The organism is Candidatus Pantoea floridensis (assembly GCF_900215435.1).
Taxonomy (GTDB): domain Bacteria; phylum Pseudomonadota; class Gammaproteobacteria; order Enterobacterales; family Enterobacteriaceae; genus Pantoea; species Pantoea floridensis.
The window spans coordinates 346989-362032 of sequence record NZ_OCMY01000001.1; the positions used below are offsets into that span (position 1 = coordinate 346989).

14 protein-coding genes are annotated in these 15044 nt (G+C 51.9%); 7 read left to right on the plus strand and 7 right to left on the minus strand.

Translation table 11 applies throughout. From position 1 onward, the window contains the following. Positions 1-32 precede the first annotated feature (32 nt). The gene (locus CRO19_RS01765; protein WP_097094325.1) at positions 33-494 is read left to right on the plus strand and encodes a methylglyoxal synthase; all 462 of its coding nucleotides are present in this window, start codon (positions 33-35) and stop codon (positions 492-494) included. Positions 495-497: 3 nt separating this feature from the next. Here CRO19_RS01765 and helD read toward each other — a convergent pair whose 3' ends face one another. Further along, positions 498-2552: a DNA helicase IV gene (gene helD, locus CRO19_RS01770; RefSeq protein WP_097094326.1), complete on the minus strand. Its 2055-nt coding sequence runs from the start codon at positions 2550-2552 to the stop codon at positions 498-500. A 123-nt stretch (positions 2553-2675) separates the two neighbouring features. Here helD and CRO19_RS01775 point away from each other — a divergent pair, with 123 nt between their 5' ends. Both CRO19_RS01775 and yccS read left to right on the plus strand, forming a co-directional pair. Continuing rightward, positions 2676-3119: a YccF domain-containing protein gene (locus tag CRO19_RS01775; RefSeq protein WP_097094327.1), complete on the plus strand. Its 444-nt coding sequence runs from the start codon at positions 2676-2678 to the stop codon at positions 3117-3119. Between the two features lie 9 nt (positions 3120-3128). Beyond that, positions 3129-5267, plus strand: coding sequence for a YccS family putative transporter (yccS, locus tag CRO19_RS01780; protein WP_097094328.1), 2139 nt, complete (start codon positions 3129-3131; stop codon positions 5265-5267). Here yccS and CRO19_RS01785 read toward each other — a convergent pair. Next, positions 5264-5893, minus strand: coding sequence for a TfoX/Sxy family DNA transformation protein (locus tag CRO19_RS01785; RefSeq protein WP_097094329.1), 630 nt, complete (start codon positions 5891-5893; stop codon positions 5264-5266). The genes yccS and CRO19_RS01785 overlap by 4 nt on opposite strands. A gap of 221 nt (positions 5894-6114) precedes the next feature. Between CRO19_RS01785 and sulA the strand changes: the two genes are divergently transcribed. Further along, positions 6115-6606 carry an SOS-induced cell division inhibitor SulA gene (sulA, locus tag CRO19_RS01790; RefSeq protein ID WP_097094330.1) on the plus strand — a complete coding sequence of 164 codons (492 nt, stop codon included), beginning with the start codon at positions 6115-6117 and terminating at the stop codon, positions 6604-6606. Between the two features lie 349 nt (positions 6607-6955). After that, positions 6956-8023, plus strand: coding sequence for a porin OmpA (gene ompA, locus CRO19_RS01795; RefSeq protein ID WP_097094331.1), 1068 nt, complete (start codon positions 6956-6958; stop codon positions 8021-8023). Between the two features lie 72 nt (positions 8024-8095). Here ompA and matP read toward each other — a convergent pair whose 3' ends face one another. After that, positions 8096-8563: a macrodomain Ter protein MatP gene (matP, locus tag CRO19_RS01800; protein ID WP_141400221.1), complete on the minus strand. Its 468-nt coding sequence runs from the start codon at positions 8561-8563 to the stop codon at positions 8096-8098. A 53-nt stretch (positions 8564-8616) separates the two neighbouring features. Between matP and CRO19_RS01805 the strand changes: the two genes are divergently transcribed. Continuing rightward, positions 8617-10479 (plus strand): AAA family ATPase, encoded by a 1863-nt coding sequence (locus CRO19_RS01805; protein ID WP_097094333.1) that lies wholly within the window; start codon positions 8617-8619, stop codon positions 10477-10479. Positions 10480-10546: 67 nt separating this feature from the next. Further along, entirely contained in the window at positions 10547-11065 is a 519-nt protein-coding gene (fabA, locus tag CRO19_RS01810; RefSeq protein WP_007887361.1) for a bifunctional 3-hydroxydecanoyl-ACP dehydratase/trans-2-decenoyl-ACP isomerase, read from the plus strand. Positions 11066-11130: 65 nt separating this feature from the next. Here the strand turns inward: fabA and rmf are convergent, their stop codons facing one another. The 4 genes from rmf to pqiA all read right to left on the minus strand — a co-directional run bounded on the left by rmf (position 11131) and on the right by pqiA (position 15029). Continuing rightward, entirely contained in the window at positions 11131-11298 is a 168-nt protein-coding gene (rmf, locus tag CRO19_RS01815) for a ribosome modulation factor (RefSeq protein WP_097094334.1), read from the minus strand. A 269-nt stretch (positions 11299-11567) separates the two neighbouring features. After that, on the minus strand, positions 11568-12134 hold the full coding sequence (gene pqiC, locus CRO19_RS01820) for a membrane integrity-associated transporter subunit PqiC (RefSeq protein ID WP_097094335.1): 567 nt from the start codon (positions 12132-12134) through the stop codon (positions 11568-11570). After that, on the minus strand, positions 12131-13774 hold the full coding sequence (pqiB, locus tag CRO19_RS01825) for an intermembrane transport protein PqiB (RefSeq protein ID WP_097094336.1): 1644 nt from the start codon (positions 13772-13774) through the stop codon (positions 12131-12133). The genes pqiC and pqiB overlap by 4 nt, the downstream gene beginning before the upstream one ends. Further along, entirely contained in the window at positions 13746-15029 is a 1284-nt protein-coding gene (gene pqiA / locus CRO19_RS01830) for a membrane integrity-associated transporter subunit PqiA (protein WP_097094337.1), read from the minus strand. The genes pqiB and pqiA overlap by 29 nt, the downstream gene beginning before the upstream one ends. Positions 15030-15044 lie beyond the last annotated feature (15 nt).

A 15044-nucleotide genomic window follows, 5' to 3' on the forward strand; every position in this document is an offset into this window, starting at 1 on the left:
CAAATAATGCATGAGAAGAATCAGGAAGCCCTATGGAGCAAACCGTTCGTACCCTTAACGTTCAAAAACATATCGCCCTCGTTGCGCACGATCACTGTAAAGCCTCGCTGCTGGAATGGGTGCAATTCAACCAAAATACGCTGCAAACCCATGTCCTGTACGCTACCGGCACCACGGGAAATCTGATTAATCGTCATACGGGATTGGACGTCAACGCCATGCTGAGCGGCCCGATGGGCGGCGACCAGCAGGTAGGCGCGTTGATCTCGGAAGGGAAAATTGATGTGCTGATTTTCTTCTGGGACCCGCTCAATGCGGTACCGCACGATCCGGATGTAAAAGCGCTGCTTCGGCTGGCGACCGTCTGGAACATCCCTGTCGCCACTAATCGCACCACCGCCAATTTTATTATCCAGTCGCCAATGTTTGCTGAGCAGGTTGAGATCCAAATTCCAGACTATCAGCGTTACCTCGCCGATCGCCTGAAATCATAATCATTAGGCCTTACGACTTTGCGGCACGCCCAATTCGCGGAAGTGTTCAACAAAGACTGAGGGACGATCTTTATCGAACATTAACCACACCTGTTGGCGTGCGCGCGTCATCGCCACATATGCCAGACGCCGCTCCTCCGCATCCGGGAAATCTTCCGGCTGCGGTAGTAACCCCTGTTCCATGATCGATTCCCGCGCTTCGGCCGGAAAACCGTCACGTCCCTGCTGCAAACCAAGCACAATCACGAAATCCGCCTGCTGTCCTTTACTGGCATGCATCGTCATAAAATCGATCTGCAGTTTCGGCCAGCGTGTTTTGGCTTTATCCAGGATAGCCGGTCGCAGATGATGATAGCGCGCCAGCAGCAGCACCCGCTCATGAGGTTTTGCATAACCACTAAGCTTATCGAACAGCGGCTCAAGTTGATCCTGCGGTAATAGCGTCACCGATTTCTTATTGCCTTTAATCAGGCTGTTAAGCGGCTTGCGCAGCTGGTGCGGGTTTTGCTGGACGAAACGATTCGCAATTTCACCAATGCGATCGTTAAAACGATATGTGGTATCGAGTATGCAGCGATCCCCTTCACCAAAATAGTGATGAAACGCTGTCGTCAGGCTCATCTCTGCGCCGCTGAAGCGATATATGGCCTGCCAGTCATCGCCCACGGCAAACAAGCTGGTTCGTTTGTTTTGCTGGCGTAAAGCCGTCAGTAATGCAGCACGCTGCGGTGAGATGTCCTGGAATTCATCCACCAGAATATGCTTCCACGGGCTGATGAAACGGCCTTTTTCCAGAATGGCTATTGCCTGATGGATCAGCCCGGAAAAATCGACTGCGCCTTCCTCTTTCAGGGCGCTTTTCCAGGCTTTAAGCAGAGGTGCCATCAGCTTAACGCGCTTACTAAAGCTGTCGCGCTGTTCTTCTGCCACATCTGCAATCATCGCTGCCTGCGCGCCGCCATGCATACGCATTAACCCGAGCCAGCGCTCCATGCGTGAGGCTACACGCTGCGCCAGTTTGTCGTCCTGCCAAAACGGTCCTTCGGGGATCTCCCACTCAAGCTCATCCTGCAACCACTGGCGCCAACCGCTGGCCTGCGCTTTTTTGCTATTGCACTGCTCACGCCAGGTTTCTATCAGCAGATGCCGCCGCGCCTTGCTGTCGCTTTCCAGCTTACTGATTACCGGCTGTTTATTACTGCCTTCGCGGATGATATGTAGCGCCAACGCATGGAAGGTACGCGCCTGAATCGCGCTCTCGCCCAGACGCGTCTGAATGCGGTCATTCATCTCTTCAGCCGCCTGACGCCCAAACGCCAGCAGCAAAATTTGATCCGGTTGCGCTAGCTTTCGTTGCAGCAGCCAACCCGCTCGCGCCACCAGCACAGATGTTTTACCGCTACCCGCACCCGCCAGCACCAGCAGTGCATCTTCGCCATTTACCACGGCTTCACACTGCGAGGAATTCAGCGGCGTGGTTTCTACCGTGGAGAAAAATTCGTGATAATCCTTGAGGATCCTGGCGGTCCATTCGCGATTGCGCTGGCGAATGGCCGTTTCACCTTGATCCAGCCATTGCTGGCAGAAGTGCCAGCGGTCACGGCAATTATCGAATTCTGCAATGCGAGCAAGAGGTAGCGGTAACGCGGAAAACTGCCGCATGATGCTCTCTTTTACCGTATTCAGCTCACTGCGTTTCAACCAGCGGTCCTGCTGGATGAAAGCATGGATTTCCTGTTCCAGCGCGACAAGCACCTCAGCGCTCACGTCACTCATCTCCAGGCTCCACTGCTGCCATGCGTGCTGTAAATAGTGGAAAAAGCGCTGCGTTTCCTGCCACTCGGTACCGTGCAGGCGAACAACTTTCTCATCTGGCAACTGAAATTCCAGCTCGCCCCACACCATGCCACGCTTGCAGGCAATACTGATTAACTGGTTAAACGGGATCAAATATTCGTGGCGATCGCCACTGACTTCCACGCCAGCAGCCAGCAGTCGAACCCGATTATAGGGATGCTGTGCCAGGCGCTTACCCATTGATGTTGCTTTCAGTTCCATTCCCGCACCGTCATATGGAATTCGATTATCGCGCAGTTTACCTGTCAGACACTTGACGCTCCAGCCTTAAAAAGCGCTAAACTTGGCGCCACATATTGCGGATTGCAAAAGGAAAATCGCGTTATGCGTACTGTTTTAAATATACTGAATTTTATTCTCGGTGGTTTTTTCACCACATTGAGTTGGCTATTTGCCACCTTAATCAGCATTGTGTTGATTTTTACGCTGCCGCTGACGCGCTCCTGCTGGGAAATTACCAAATTATCGCTGCTGCCATTCGGCAACGAAGCGGTACATGTTGATGTACTGCGTCCTGACAGCAAAAGCCATGTGATGAACACCGGCGGCACTTTCCTGAATATTTTCTGGTTAATACTGTTTGGCTGGTGGCTATGTCTGGCCCACATCTCAGCCGGTATTGTGCAATGCCTGACTATCATTGGCATTCCTGTTGGCATCGCCAATTTTAAAATTGCTGCAATTGCGCTGTGGCCAGTGGGCCGTCGCGTGGTATCGGTAGAAGAAGCGCAGGCAGCGCGTGAAGCCAATGCGCGTCGTCGCTACTGAGGCCGTTCAATGATGCATAACGCCTTGCCGGGCTGGCGCCGCTATTTTTTCAATAGCAGCTTACGCTATCTGCTACGCATCTTTTTTGCCTTGACCGGATGTGCGGCGGTGCCGTGGTGGCTGCACCAAATTGAGTGGACGATTCCGCTGACGCTCGGCGTGGTAGCGGCGGCTCTGGCCGACCTTGACGACCGCTGGATTGGGCGCGTTCGCAATCTCTTGATTACGCTTATCTGTTTCTGCATCGCGTCGGTCTCGGTCGAACTTCTGTTCCCGCATCCGTGGGCATTTGGGTTAGGCCTGGCGCTTTCCAGCTGGGGCTTTATTTTGCTCGGCGCACTGGGACAACGCTACGCCACTATCGCCTTCGGCGCACTGCTGATTGCAGTCTATACCATGCTCGGTATAGGACTGTTTACGCAGTGGTGGCTGCAACCTTCGCTGCTACTGATTGGCGCCCTCTGGTATAACTTACTGACGTTTATCGGTCATTTGATGTTTCCGGTGCGTCCCGTACAGGAACAACTGGCGGGAAGCTTTTCCCAACTGGCACGCTATCTCGAAGCCAAAGCAAACTTGTTCGATCCCGACGGCGGCGAACAGGATGATGCCACGCTTGTCGCTACGGCAATGGTGAACAGCCAATTAGTCGCGCAGCTCAATCTCACGAAAACGACTATTCAAAGCCGGCTACGAGGCGATCGTGGGTCGCGTAGTACACGTCGAAGCCTGCACTACTATTTTGTCGCTCAGGATATCCATGAACGGGCCAGCTCTTCACATCTGCAATATCACCTGCTGCGTGATAACTGGCGCTATAACGAAGTGCTGTTCCGCTTCCAGCGATTGATGAATATGCAGGCGCAGGCGTGCCGAAAACTGGCGGAGACGATTTTACTGCGTCAATCCTGGCATCATGACAGCCACTTTGAACGGGCCTTCCAGCGGCTGGAAACCGCTCTGCAGCGTCTGCAGCAAAATGAGCCACAGGATCCCCATATTCGCGCGTTGTTTTGGCTGCTGCGTAATTTGCGCGCCATTGATGCGCAGCTGGCATCCATTGAATCGGAACAACTGCTTACTGAGCCCGCAATCCAGAGCGATAACCATCTCTCACGCGAAGGTCTTAGCGGCTGGGCGGATATTCGCTTACGTTTAAGCCGCCATCTCAGCCCCCACTCCGCGCTGTTTCGCCACGCGGTGCGAATGTCACTGGTACTTTGTGTTGGCTATGCATTTATTCAAATCACCGGCGTAGAGCGTGGTTACTGGATTTTGCTTACCAGCCTGTTCGTCTGCCAGCCCAATTACCATGCCACTCGCAGACGGCTTGCCCTACGTATTGGCGGCACGCTAGCAGGTATTGCCATCGGCCTTCCCGTGTTGTGGCTGGTCCCCTCCATTGAGGGTCAGCTGGTATTGATTGTGTTGAGTGGTGTTCTCTTCTTCGCCTTTCGACAGATTCAATACGCGCAAGCCACTCTCTTTATCACCTTGCTGGTCCTGCTCTGTTTTAATTTGCTGGGTGAAGGATTTGAAGTGGCATTGCCACGCGTGGTAGATACTTTACTCGGCTGTGGTTTAGCCTGGCTAGCCGTGGCCTTTGTATGGCCGGATTGGCGTTTCCGCAAAATTACTGCGGTGGCCGATCGGACATTGGATGCGAACTGCCGTTATCTTGATGCGATAATGGAGCAATATCACCAGGGTAAGGACAATCGTCTGGCTTATCGCGTGGCGCGCCGTGATGCCCACAATGCTGATGCAGAACTTGCATCGGTGGTATCAAACATCAGTAGCGAACTTAAGCTTCAGCAACCGCTCCGTGAAAACGCGTTTCGACTGCTGTGCCTGAACCACTCCTTCCTGAGTTATATTTCGGCGCTTGGAGCACATCGAGAGCGTTTGGCGGATAGAACATTACTTACCTTACTGGATGACGCGGTCTGCTTTATTGAAGATGTGCTGCAGGTAGAACGCGTCACAGATTCACAGGCCACAGACATGCAGCAGGCCCTGATGCAGCGCTTAGGCGAGTTGAAGACCAGCTCAGATGGACGTGCACCATTAGTCGTCCAACAATTAGGTTTGCTGATCGCACTGCTGCCAGAGATTGCACGTCTGCGCCGTTCACTTATTAACCACTAAGGTTGCAGATGCTCCGCCGCCGCATGTTGGCGGAGCGTTTTTAGATACCAAGCATAAAGTTCCTCCCTGATTGCGCTTGGCAATGCCGCTTCATGGTGTCCTGAAATCGCGCCCTCTAATGCCAGTAGCGTTTTCAAGCCAATATGCTTATTCACCGCCCTTAACTTCAGCCAGCTTTGGCGTGACCCTATTTCACACAGAAGCCTTACCGAACTGATACCGACTTTATGCAGCATCAACTCCAACCGCAGGCTAAGATTGGGCAAATCTTTCAAGCGCAATGAGACTAATTTGCTCGCGGCTTCATCCTGAGCGGCACGTAGAGAGCTTGCCGACAAATGCAGTAATTGTTCTGGGTCTTGCCAAAGCAGCTTATCGACTTTGAAATAGCTCAGTGTTACCGGCATCCCGCGCTTACGATAGACCAGCGGTTCCAGAGAACGCTTCGCGTTATAGTGATGGAGTGCCTCACTGGCACGTAAATAGAGTGCATCCTCATTGATATAGGCGAAAACCACCTTCTCAACGGTCAGCGCATAACCACCAAATTGCGTACGGGACTCAATTTTACCTAATGCTGCTAACTGCGCTTTAGATTGCTCAACAACCGGATTATTTCTTTTCATAACGCCCCCTCATTTCAGTCCATGCACGGGAAATTTCCTAGAAAAGCTCTCAGATTCATTTGCTTAGAAGATAAAAAAAACGATTTAGCTGTTCAATGAATAAAAGCAGAAGCGAGGGATCTTGTGCAGAAATTGCGAGGCATTATCAGAAAATGAGGTTGATCTTTATCCAGGAAGCCATTACTGTATATTCATACAGTTCATTACTGAGTGATTAAAATATGCGTACTCATTTCTCTGGCCCTGCTGATCGTTCTCATCGTTTTGCTTCTTCAAGCTTAGCGCAGCCTTCGCTGGGTGGAATCACTGAACTGCGATCCAGCGAACAACCTGGAATGATGCAACTCATGCTTCTACCGGTACTAAAACAGTTGAGTGAGCAATCACGTTGGCAGCTATGGCTAACTCCTGCGCAAAAGCCGAATCGTAGCTGGATGCAACAGTCAGGATTACCGTTAGAAAAGAGTATGCATATTACTGAATCTGAGCGATTCAATACGGTAGAAAGTATGGTTAAAGCGCTGCGCACGGGCAATTATAGCGTGGTATTAGCCTGGATTCCGTACGAATTAAGTGATGAAGAGCGTGCAGAATTGGAAAAAGCAGCTGCAGAAGGTGATGCTCTTGGGCTCATTTTGCGTCCGCAGGGGCATCAATATGCTCATTCCAGACAACCTAAAGCAGCAAAAATTCCGTCAGATTTGTTTCATTAAGTAAATCCAGGAATTTTCTCAGCATTTTTTTTGCAGAAGTTGAAGCTAAGCCACTGATTCTTTTCCCGCCAGCTATGACAATGGCTTAGCTGCTTTTTTTCATTTCAGTACCGAAGATTTTGCCACGTCATTTGTTAAAATGTGTGTATAAATCCCTGTTTTTTTACTGCTCGACCTCACATCATACTTGTAACTTTCCAATCTCGTTGTAGACTTTAGCTCGCCAGGGTGCTCAATAACCTCCGTTTTTTCGGTAGAGTCAAAAGCGAGCGTTTAGACCCGGCGAAGGATTAACACAAAGAGCAACCTTTTTGCTCATTGCCTATTTGGATGATAACGAGGCGCAAAAATGAAAAAGACAGCTATCGCAATTGCAGTGGCACTGGCTGGCTTCGCTACCGTAGCGCAGGCCGCTCCTAAAGATAACACCTGGTACACCGGTGCTAAACTGGGCTGGTCTCAGTATCACGATACTGGTTACTACGGTAACGGTTACGAGAACAACGACGGTCCAACCCACGAATCTCAGCTGGGAGCTGGTGCATTCGCAGGTTACCAAGCTAACCCGTACCTGGGCTTCGAGCTGGGTTACGACTGGTTGGGCCGTATGCCTAACAAAGGTAACGTGACCAATGGCGCGTTCAAAGCACAAGGCGTTCAGCTGGCTGCTAAATTGAGCTACCCAATCACTGAAGATTTCGACGTGTACACCCGTCTGGGTGGCATGGTATGGCGTGCAGACTCTACTCAGAGCACCGATGGCGTTCGTCACAGCGATCACGACACCGGCGTTTCTCCGCTGGCTGCTGTTGGTGTTGAATACGCACTGACCAAAAACTGGGCGACTCGCCTGGACTACCAGTGGGTTAACAACATCGGTGACGCAGGTACCGTTGGTGCGCGTCCTGACAACAGCATGCTGAGCGTCGGCGTTTCTTACCGCTTCGGTCAGGATGAAGATGCAGCACCAGTTGTAGCTCCGGCTCCAGCTCCAGCTCCAGTTGTTGAAACCAAGCGTTTCACCCTGAAGTCTGACGTGCTGTTCACCTTCAACAAAGCAACCCTGAAGCCAGAAGGCCAGCAGGCTCTGGATCAGCTGTACAGCCAGCTGAGCTCAATGGATCCGAAAGACGGTTCTGTTGTCGTACTGGGCTTCACCGATCGCATCGGTTCAGAGCAGTACAACCAGAAACTGTCTGAGAAACGCGCTCAGTCTGTAGTCGATTACCTGGTATCAAAAGGTATCCCGTCTAACAAGATCTCTGCACGTGGTATGGGCAAATCTAACCCAGTTACTGGCAACACCTGTGACAGCGTGAAAGGCCGCAATGCCCTGATCGACTGCCTGGCGCCAGACCGTCGCGTTGAAATCGACGTGAAAGGTATCAAAGACGTTGTAACTCAGCCACAGGCTTAAGTTATCGCGCAATAAAAACCCCGCTTCGGCGGGGTTTTTTTATGCTGCAATTTTGCGATATCGAAAGCTTTTTTATTCGCTGTCCGATCCGCCTTTTCCCAGAATCGCCTGCAAATCCTGCTTCAACGTCGACATCTGGCTGGCATACTTCTCTTTGCGTTCAGCATCTTCAATTAATTGCACAATCGTTTCTGAAAGCGTACTACTGCGACGCTGCGCTAATCCCGCCAGACGTTGCCATACCAAATATTCCAGGTCGATCGATTTTTTACGCGTGTGCTGATGCTCGGCATTAAAGTGACGTTTGCGGCGTGCACGGATCGTCTGCTTGAGACGATTCTCCAAATCGGGGTGAATATGCTGGGCGATCCACTCATTAACCTCAACCGGGCTATTCTCCATTCCCAGCAGCATATCGACCGCGGCTTGCGCAGCACTTAATTCAAGATGACGAGTGATCAATTCACCCTCCCGATGCTTTTTCACCAGGTATTTCCACTTCCATCCACTTTCAAGATTTTCGAGTTGCTGGTATTTCATCGGAATCTCATCGTGATCACGTAACAAACTAAGAATAACAGCTTTTTTCCTGGATGCAGCAAGGAAAAACATGTTGTATCCGTCACAATCCGGCCCGGAACTCCGCCGTGATTAACCAGGTCGATTCCTGTATAATCGCGCTTTTCCTAAATCAGACTAATGCGAATATTTTGACCAGCACTCAAATTACGTGGCAAGCCCTGCAGCCGGATAGCGACCGCTACCAATCCATTTTCTCAAACGTCTCACTGGAAGATTGCGATAGTCTTGCCGCGGTTCAGCCGCGTCTGCTGAATGCGCTGGCGCATTTGCATCATCAAACGCTGGGTTTTCCACTGCTGTTGCTGCGCAGTCAGGAAAACAGCGACTATCTTGCTTGCATCGCGGATGCGGCACAACGTTTTCAGCCTGAAGAGCTCTCGCTGTACGGTGGTGACTACCATGTTATGGGCGATACCGTCAGCTTACTTGCTCCCAGCGATATCAATCGTCCGTTCACCAGCCAGGGCGGCGTACATTTCGCCGACTGGATTGAATCTGAGCAGCTGTTTGGCTGTGTGCGTCAGTATAAAGATCGTGTTCAACCTGAACCCGGCTTGTTGCACCGCGCGAATGGCGGCACGTTAATCCTTGCCGTCAACACCTTGCTGGCCCAGCCGCTGCTGTGGTTGCGCCTGCGTAAGTGTATTGAACAAGGCCGCTTCGATTGGTATTCGCAGGATGAGCGGCAACCGTTACCGGTGGCGATCCCGCCACTCCCGTTGCAACTGCGCCTGATCTTGTGCGGCGATCGTGATGCGCTGGCCGCTTTCCAGGAACTGGATGTTGAAGTGCATGAGATGGCACTTTATAGCGAGTTTGAAGAGAGCCTGCAGGTGCTGGACGAAGAGGACATGACGTCGTGGTGCCAATGGACGTTAACTCAAGCCGAACAAGCGAATTTAGCATCGCCTGAAGCCGATTTCTGGCCGGTGTTAATTACGGAAGCGGCCCGTATGACAGGTGATCAAGATACCTTGCCGTTGTGCCCGCGCTGGCTGCGTCGCCAGCTGCAGGAAGCCGCACTGCACGGCGAGAGCCTGAACGGCGAAGCGTTAAAAGACGCGCTTGAAGCACGCCAGTGGCGTGAGAGCTTCCTTGCCGATCGCATGCGCGATGAGATTCTGCTCAATCAGATCATGATTGAAACCGAAGGCGAAGTCGTTGGGCAAATTAATGGCCTTTCGGTTGTTGAGTTTCCTGGTCATCCACGTCCATGGGGCGAACCGTCACGCATTACCTGTGTGGTTCATCCTGGCGATGGTGAATTCACTGATGTGGAACGCAAAGCTGAACTGGGCGGCAACATCCATGCGAAAGGCATGATGATTATGCAAGCCTATCTGATCGCTGAACTGGAACTTGAGCAGCAACTGCCCTTCTCCGCATCGCTGGTGTTTGAGCAATCTTATTCAGAAGTAGATGGCGATAGCGCATCGCTTGCCGAGCTGTGCGCATTAATCAGTGCGCTGGCCAATCAGCCGGTCAATCAGCAAATTGCGGTGACCGGCTCAGTCGATCAGTTTGGTAATGTACAACCGGTTGGTGGCCTCAACGAAAAAATTGAAGGCTTCTTCCACATCTGTCACTCACGTGAGCTGACGGGCAAACAAGGCGTGATTTTCCCAGCCAGTAACGCTCGCCACCTTAGTCTAAACCAGGAAGTGGTAGAGGCAGTTAAGGCGGGCCAATTCCATCTCTGGGCGATTGAAAGCGTGGATGAAGCACTGCCACTGCTGACTGGCATTGCCTGGCAGAGTGAAAGTGGAGAGTCGCTGCTTAGCGCGATTCAGGAGCGCATTACACAGCTGAATCAGCAGGAAGCACGCCTGCGTCCGTGGCCATTACGTTGGCTCAACTGGTTTAACCACAGCTGATTACATTGCTCAGCGTACAACTGTTCGCTAATATTCGGGCTTCACTAAAAGAAGGCATATTGAGAACATGGTAGATAAACGCGAATCCTATAGTAAAGAAGACCTGGTTGCCTCGGGTCGCGGCGAACTGTTTGGCGAAAATGGACCGCCGCTTCCATCTAACAACATGTTGATGATGGACCGCGTGGTTAAAATGACCGAGGACGGCGGCAAATTCGACAAAGGTTTTGTCGAAGCCGAACTGGATATCCGCCCTGACCTGTGGTTCTTTGATTGCCACTTCATCGGTGATCCGGTAATGCCAGGCTGTCTGGGCCTTGATGCCATGTGGCAGCTGGTAGGCTTTTACCTTGGCTGGCTGGGTGCAGAAGGTAAAGGACGCGCATTAGGCGTGGGTGAAGTAAAATTCACCGGACAAGTCCTGCCAACCGCCAAAAAAGTGACTTACAAAATTCACTTCAAGCGCGTTATCAATCGCAAGCTGGTGATGGGTGTGGCAGATGGGGAAGTCTTCGTCGACGGAAATTTGATCTATTCCGCGACAGATTTGAAAGTGGGTCTGTTCAAAGATACCTCCGCTTTCTAATCCTCCAAACGAAAACCTCCGCGCGTAGCGGAGGTTTCTTCTTTAACGATAGACATTCGACAATGTTAGGTCACTGCCGACCTGTCCTCCATGGCTTGACGCCAACCTCCCAACCAGTGAGACCGCGCATCGATCGTTTGATGGGGGCATAGCTCTTTTGAGCGGCCCGTAATACCCGCTTGATAGCCGCGAGAATGTGCTCGTTCCAGGCGGTCTCTCTTCTGTCTCTTCATGCCTCGTTTCCCTCATTTTAGGTCTGGTGGAATCTGGGTGGAAAGAAAGAGTGGCGATATAATGTTCAACCACAGTAATGTTCTAACCCGACGCAGAAGAAAGGTCAATGCGCAAAATTCACGCCAATGTCATGTTTTTGACGTCAAATCGACATGTAAAATTGTCAGTTAATTGTATATCTGGCTGATTCGGCAATAAAAAAAGCCCCTGATTTGACTGCGATCACACTGCTGCAAATCAAGGACTTATCATAAGTATCGAACAAATCTTAATTTAGCGAAACGATACTATTGGCGATTTGTTGCGCCGTTTGCTGCCAACCCATAGCCAGAGTACGCACCAATGCGTCATAGCCATCTTCAGATTGTGGCAGTGTCAGATTAAAGCCATGTTTGATTAGACGTCCTTGATGCTGCAGCAGCCACTCGCCACTGACGACGACTTGTCCATCATAACGCCCCTGAAATCCAGTAACGTTAACTGAGAGCGTATAGTGCGTTTCGCCCAAAGGCGAACCGGCAACAAGGCGGCCAGGCAGCGCTTTGCTGAGATTGCTAATCAACGTTTGCTGGAGCTGCTGATCGAGCGGGCTAGCCCACAGGTTATTGGCCGCGATCACGTACTTCACATCGCTCGTCTGGTAAACCAGACCGTTGCCCGCCATGTAATCCGGCACTGTCACCTGCTCAACCCAAATCATCGGTTGATTACCAGACGATGCACTGTCAACGCGCGCCACATCACTGCCCGCAGGCAGCTGATAATAGGTATTTTCAATGGTGCTGCTGCAGCCTGCCAGCAGCAGCAGCGCACCGATAATCAGCCCTTTTTTCACTGTTTCGCCCTCTTTGGCTGTGGATCCTGGCCCGGTTTGGCTTCAAACACCAGCGCGTTACTTTTGGTATTCAGCGTTTTCAATACCGGCTGCAACTCACGCAGTACCTGATCGAGTCGCTGCATATCGCCCACCAGCTTGCTATAGGCTGGCGATCCCGGCTGCAGCCCCTTCATGCTGCGGTTGAGTTCACGCAAGGTTTGCTGCATATCTGCCGGCAGCGTCTTCATCGCTGGATTGGCCGTGATTTGATTGAGGTTATCCAACGTTTTCTGCAGCTGCTGCAGTGTGCGCTGGCTCTCTTTCAACGTCCCGGTCGCTTCGTTAAGCAGAGGATTGAGTGGCAAGCCGTTAATCTTATCCAGTGCCGCCATCAGTTTCTGCTGAATCTGCGCCAGACCACCGCTAACGGTTGGGATCACTTCTAAACCTGCGACAGCATTTGGCCCTTTATAGGCTGGGGCGTTGTCGTAGAAATCAAGATCGACGAACAGTGCACCTGACAAAAGATTGCCGGTTTTCAGCGTGGCACGCAGGCCGCGTTTTTTGCCTTCCTGCAGATGCTGCTCGAGATTGAAATCGCCACCCAGACGATTAACAAAGCGATCCGGCTCAATACGAATCAACACCGGCACACGGTAGTCATTATTCAGCGCCTGGTTAACGCCAGGAATCATATACGGTACCTGCGACACCGTACCCAGGCGAATACCGCGGAACTCAACCGGTGCTCCCACCTGCAAACCGCGAATCGAATCGGTGAAGAACAGCAGGAAATCGGTATGACTGGTATACAGCGAATCCTGAATACTGCGTTGATCGTCGAACAGATGATATTCCGCTTTGTTCTCCGCAGCTCGACCCAATTCAGCGCCGTCCGGCACGTCAAAGCTGACGCCCCCGCTAAACAGCGTGGTGAGCGATCCCATTTCCACTCGCATACCGGACGCGGACATATCCACCGCAATACCACTATCTTTCCAGAAACGGACATTGGTGGTGATCAGTCGATCGTATGGCGCAGCAATAAACAGCTGATAGGTCATCATGCGTTTATCGGTATCAAAGTTACTGGTCTCTACCGAGCCGACGCGATAGCCACGGAACAGCACCGGATCGCCCGCATTAAGCTGACCGGCTTTTTTACTGTCAAGCGTCACGCGAATGCCTTTGGCATCCGGCGGTGCTAAAGGTGGCGCATCCAGCAGCTGGTAGCGTTCAGGTTTATCACCTTTGGAACCCGGCTGCAGCTCAATATAGGCGCCAGAGAGTAGCGTGCCGAGACCGGTAACGCCTTCACGTCCAATCTGCGGCTTCACCACCCAAAATGCGCTGTCACCTTGCAGCAGTTTTTCCATGCCGGAGTTAAGTCGCGCTTTGATTTCTACGTGATGCAGATCGTCGGTGAGCACCGCGCTCTCCACCACGCCAACATTAACGCTGCGGCTTTTAATCGTGGTTTTGCCGGCCTCAATACCTTCAGCATTCTCGGTAATCAGCGTCACTTCCGGGCCTTGATGACTGAAGTGATAAAATAGAATCCATCCGCCGATTAACAGCGTAACGATGGGTACAATCCAGACTGGTGACCAGCGTTTAATCTGGTCGACTTTAGCAGTCTCGTGATGGTTGTCCGTCAAGACGCGGCTCCTTACGTTCAGTTTCCCGTTGTCGATCCCAAAGCAGGCGCGGATCAAAGGTCATTGCTGCAAACATGGTGAGAATCACCACCATAGCAAACAGCAGCGCGCCCGGCGCAGGATACACACTCATCAGCCTTCCCATGCGCACCAGCGCAGAGAGAACGGCGATTACAAACACATCAATCATTGACCAGCGGCCAACAAATTCAACCACCTCATAAACCAGGTGCATTTTTTCATCGTCACGCCCGCCTCGTCCGCTGCCGTGCCAGCACAGCCAGGCAATCGCTAGCATTTTCAGCGACGGCACCATAATACTGGCGATAAAGATCACCAGCGCTACCGGCCAGGATCCATCGCTCCACAACAAAATTACCCCGGCCATAATGTTCGAGGGATATTGCGAGCCGAGCGTTTCGGTCACCATGATCGGCATAATATTGGAGGGAATGTAAAGCATCACCGAGGTGATGAGCAGCGCCAACGTCCATTGCAAACTGTGCTTGCGGCGCGCATGCGCTTTCACCCCACAACGTGGGCAAGCAAGTTGGTCAGCAGGCAAAATGGCAGTACAGCATGGACAGCTGCGCAAACCTTGCTTCAGGCCGCTGATACCGGCCTGCGGCAACGTTGATAACGGCGGCATAGGATCGATGCGCTGCCAAACCCAACGGCGATCGACACATTGAAACGCACGCAGATGCAGCACGCAGAACAAACACCATGGCCAGAAACTGCTGCCAAGGCCGATCTCGCCATACGCCATCAGCTTAACGAAGCTGACCAACACGCCTGCCATAAAAATTTCAGCCATGCCCCAGCTACGCAGCTGGAACAAAATACGCGCAAGGCCAAGTCGCAGGTTATGCGGCATGCGTACGTTATTCACCAGCAGGATAATGGTGATCATGCAGAAGGCAGGAATTCCCTGTACAAACAGCAGAAACAGCGTTGCCAGGCTGCGATAATCTTCGCGTTCCATCACCTGCGGGATTTCAAGCAGCGATATCTGGCTGCTTAATCCCGCCACGTGCATATTGATGAAAGGAAACAGATTGGCCAGCACCAGCATAAATAACGCTGAGATGGCATAACCGGTAGGTCGTCTGCGCGGCTCCTGCCAGTTGGCCAACAGCGTTGTATGGCAACGCGGGCAACGCGCACGGCTGCCTACCGGTACTGCGGGCAGCTTTACTGTTAAATCACACTGTGGACAGAGACTCCACTGATGCGCCTGATCCGCTGCACACATGCTGACTCCTTCCAA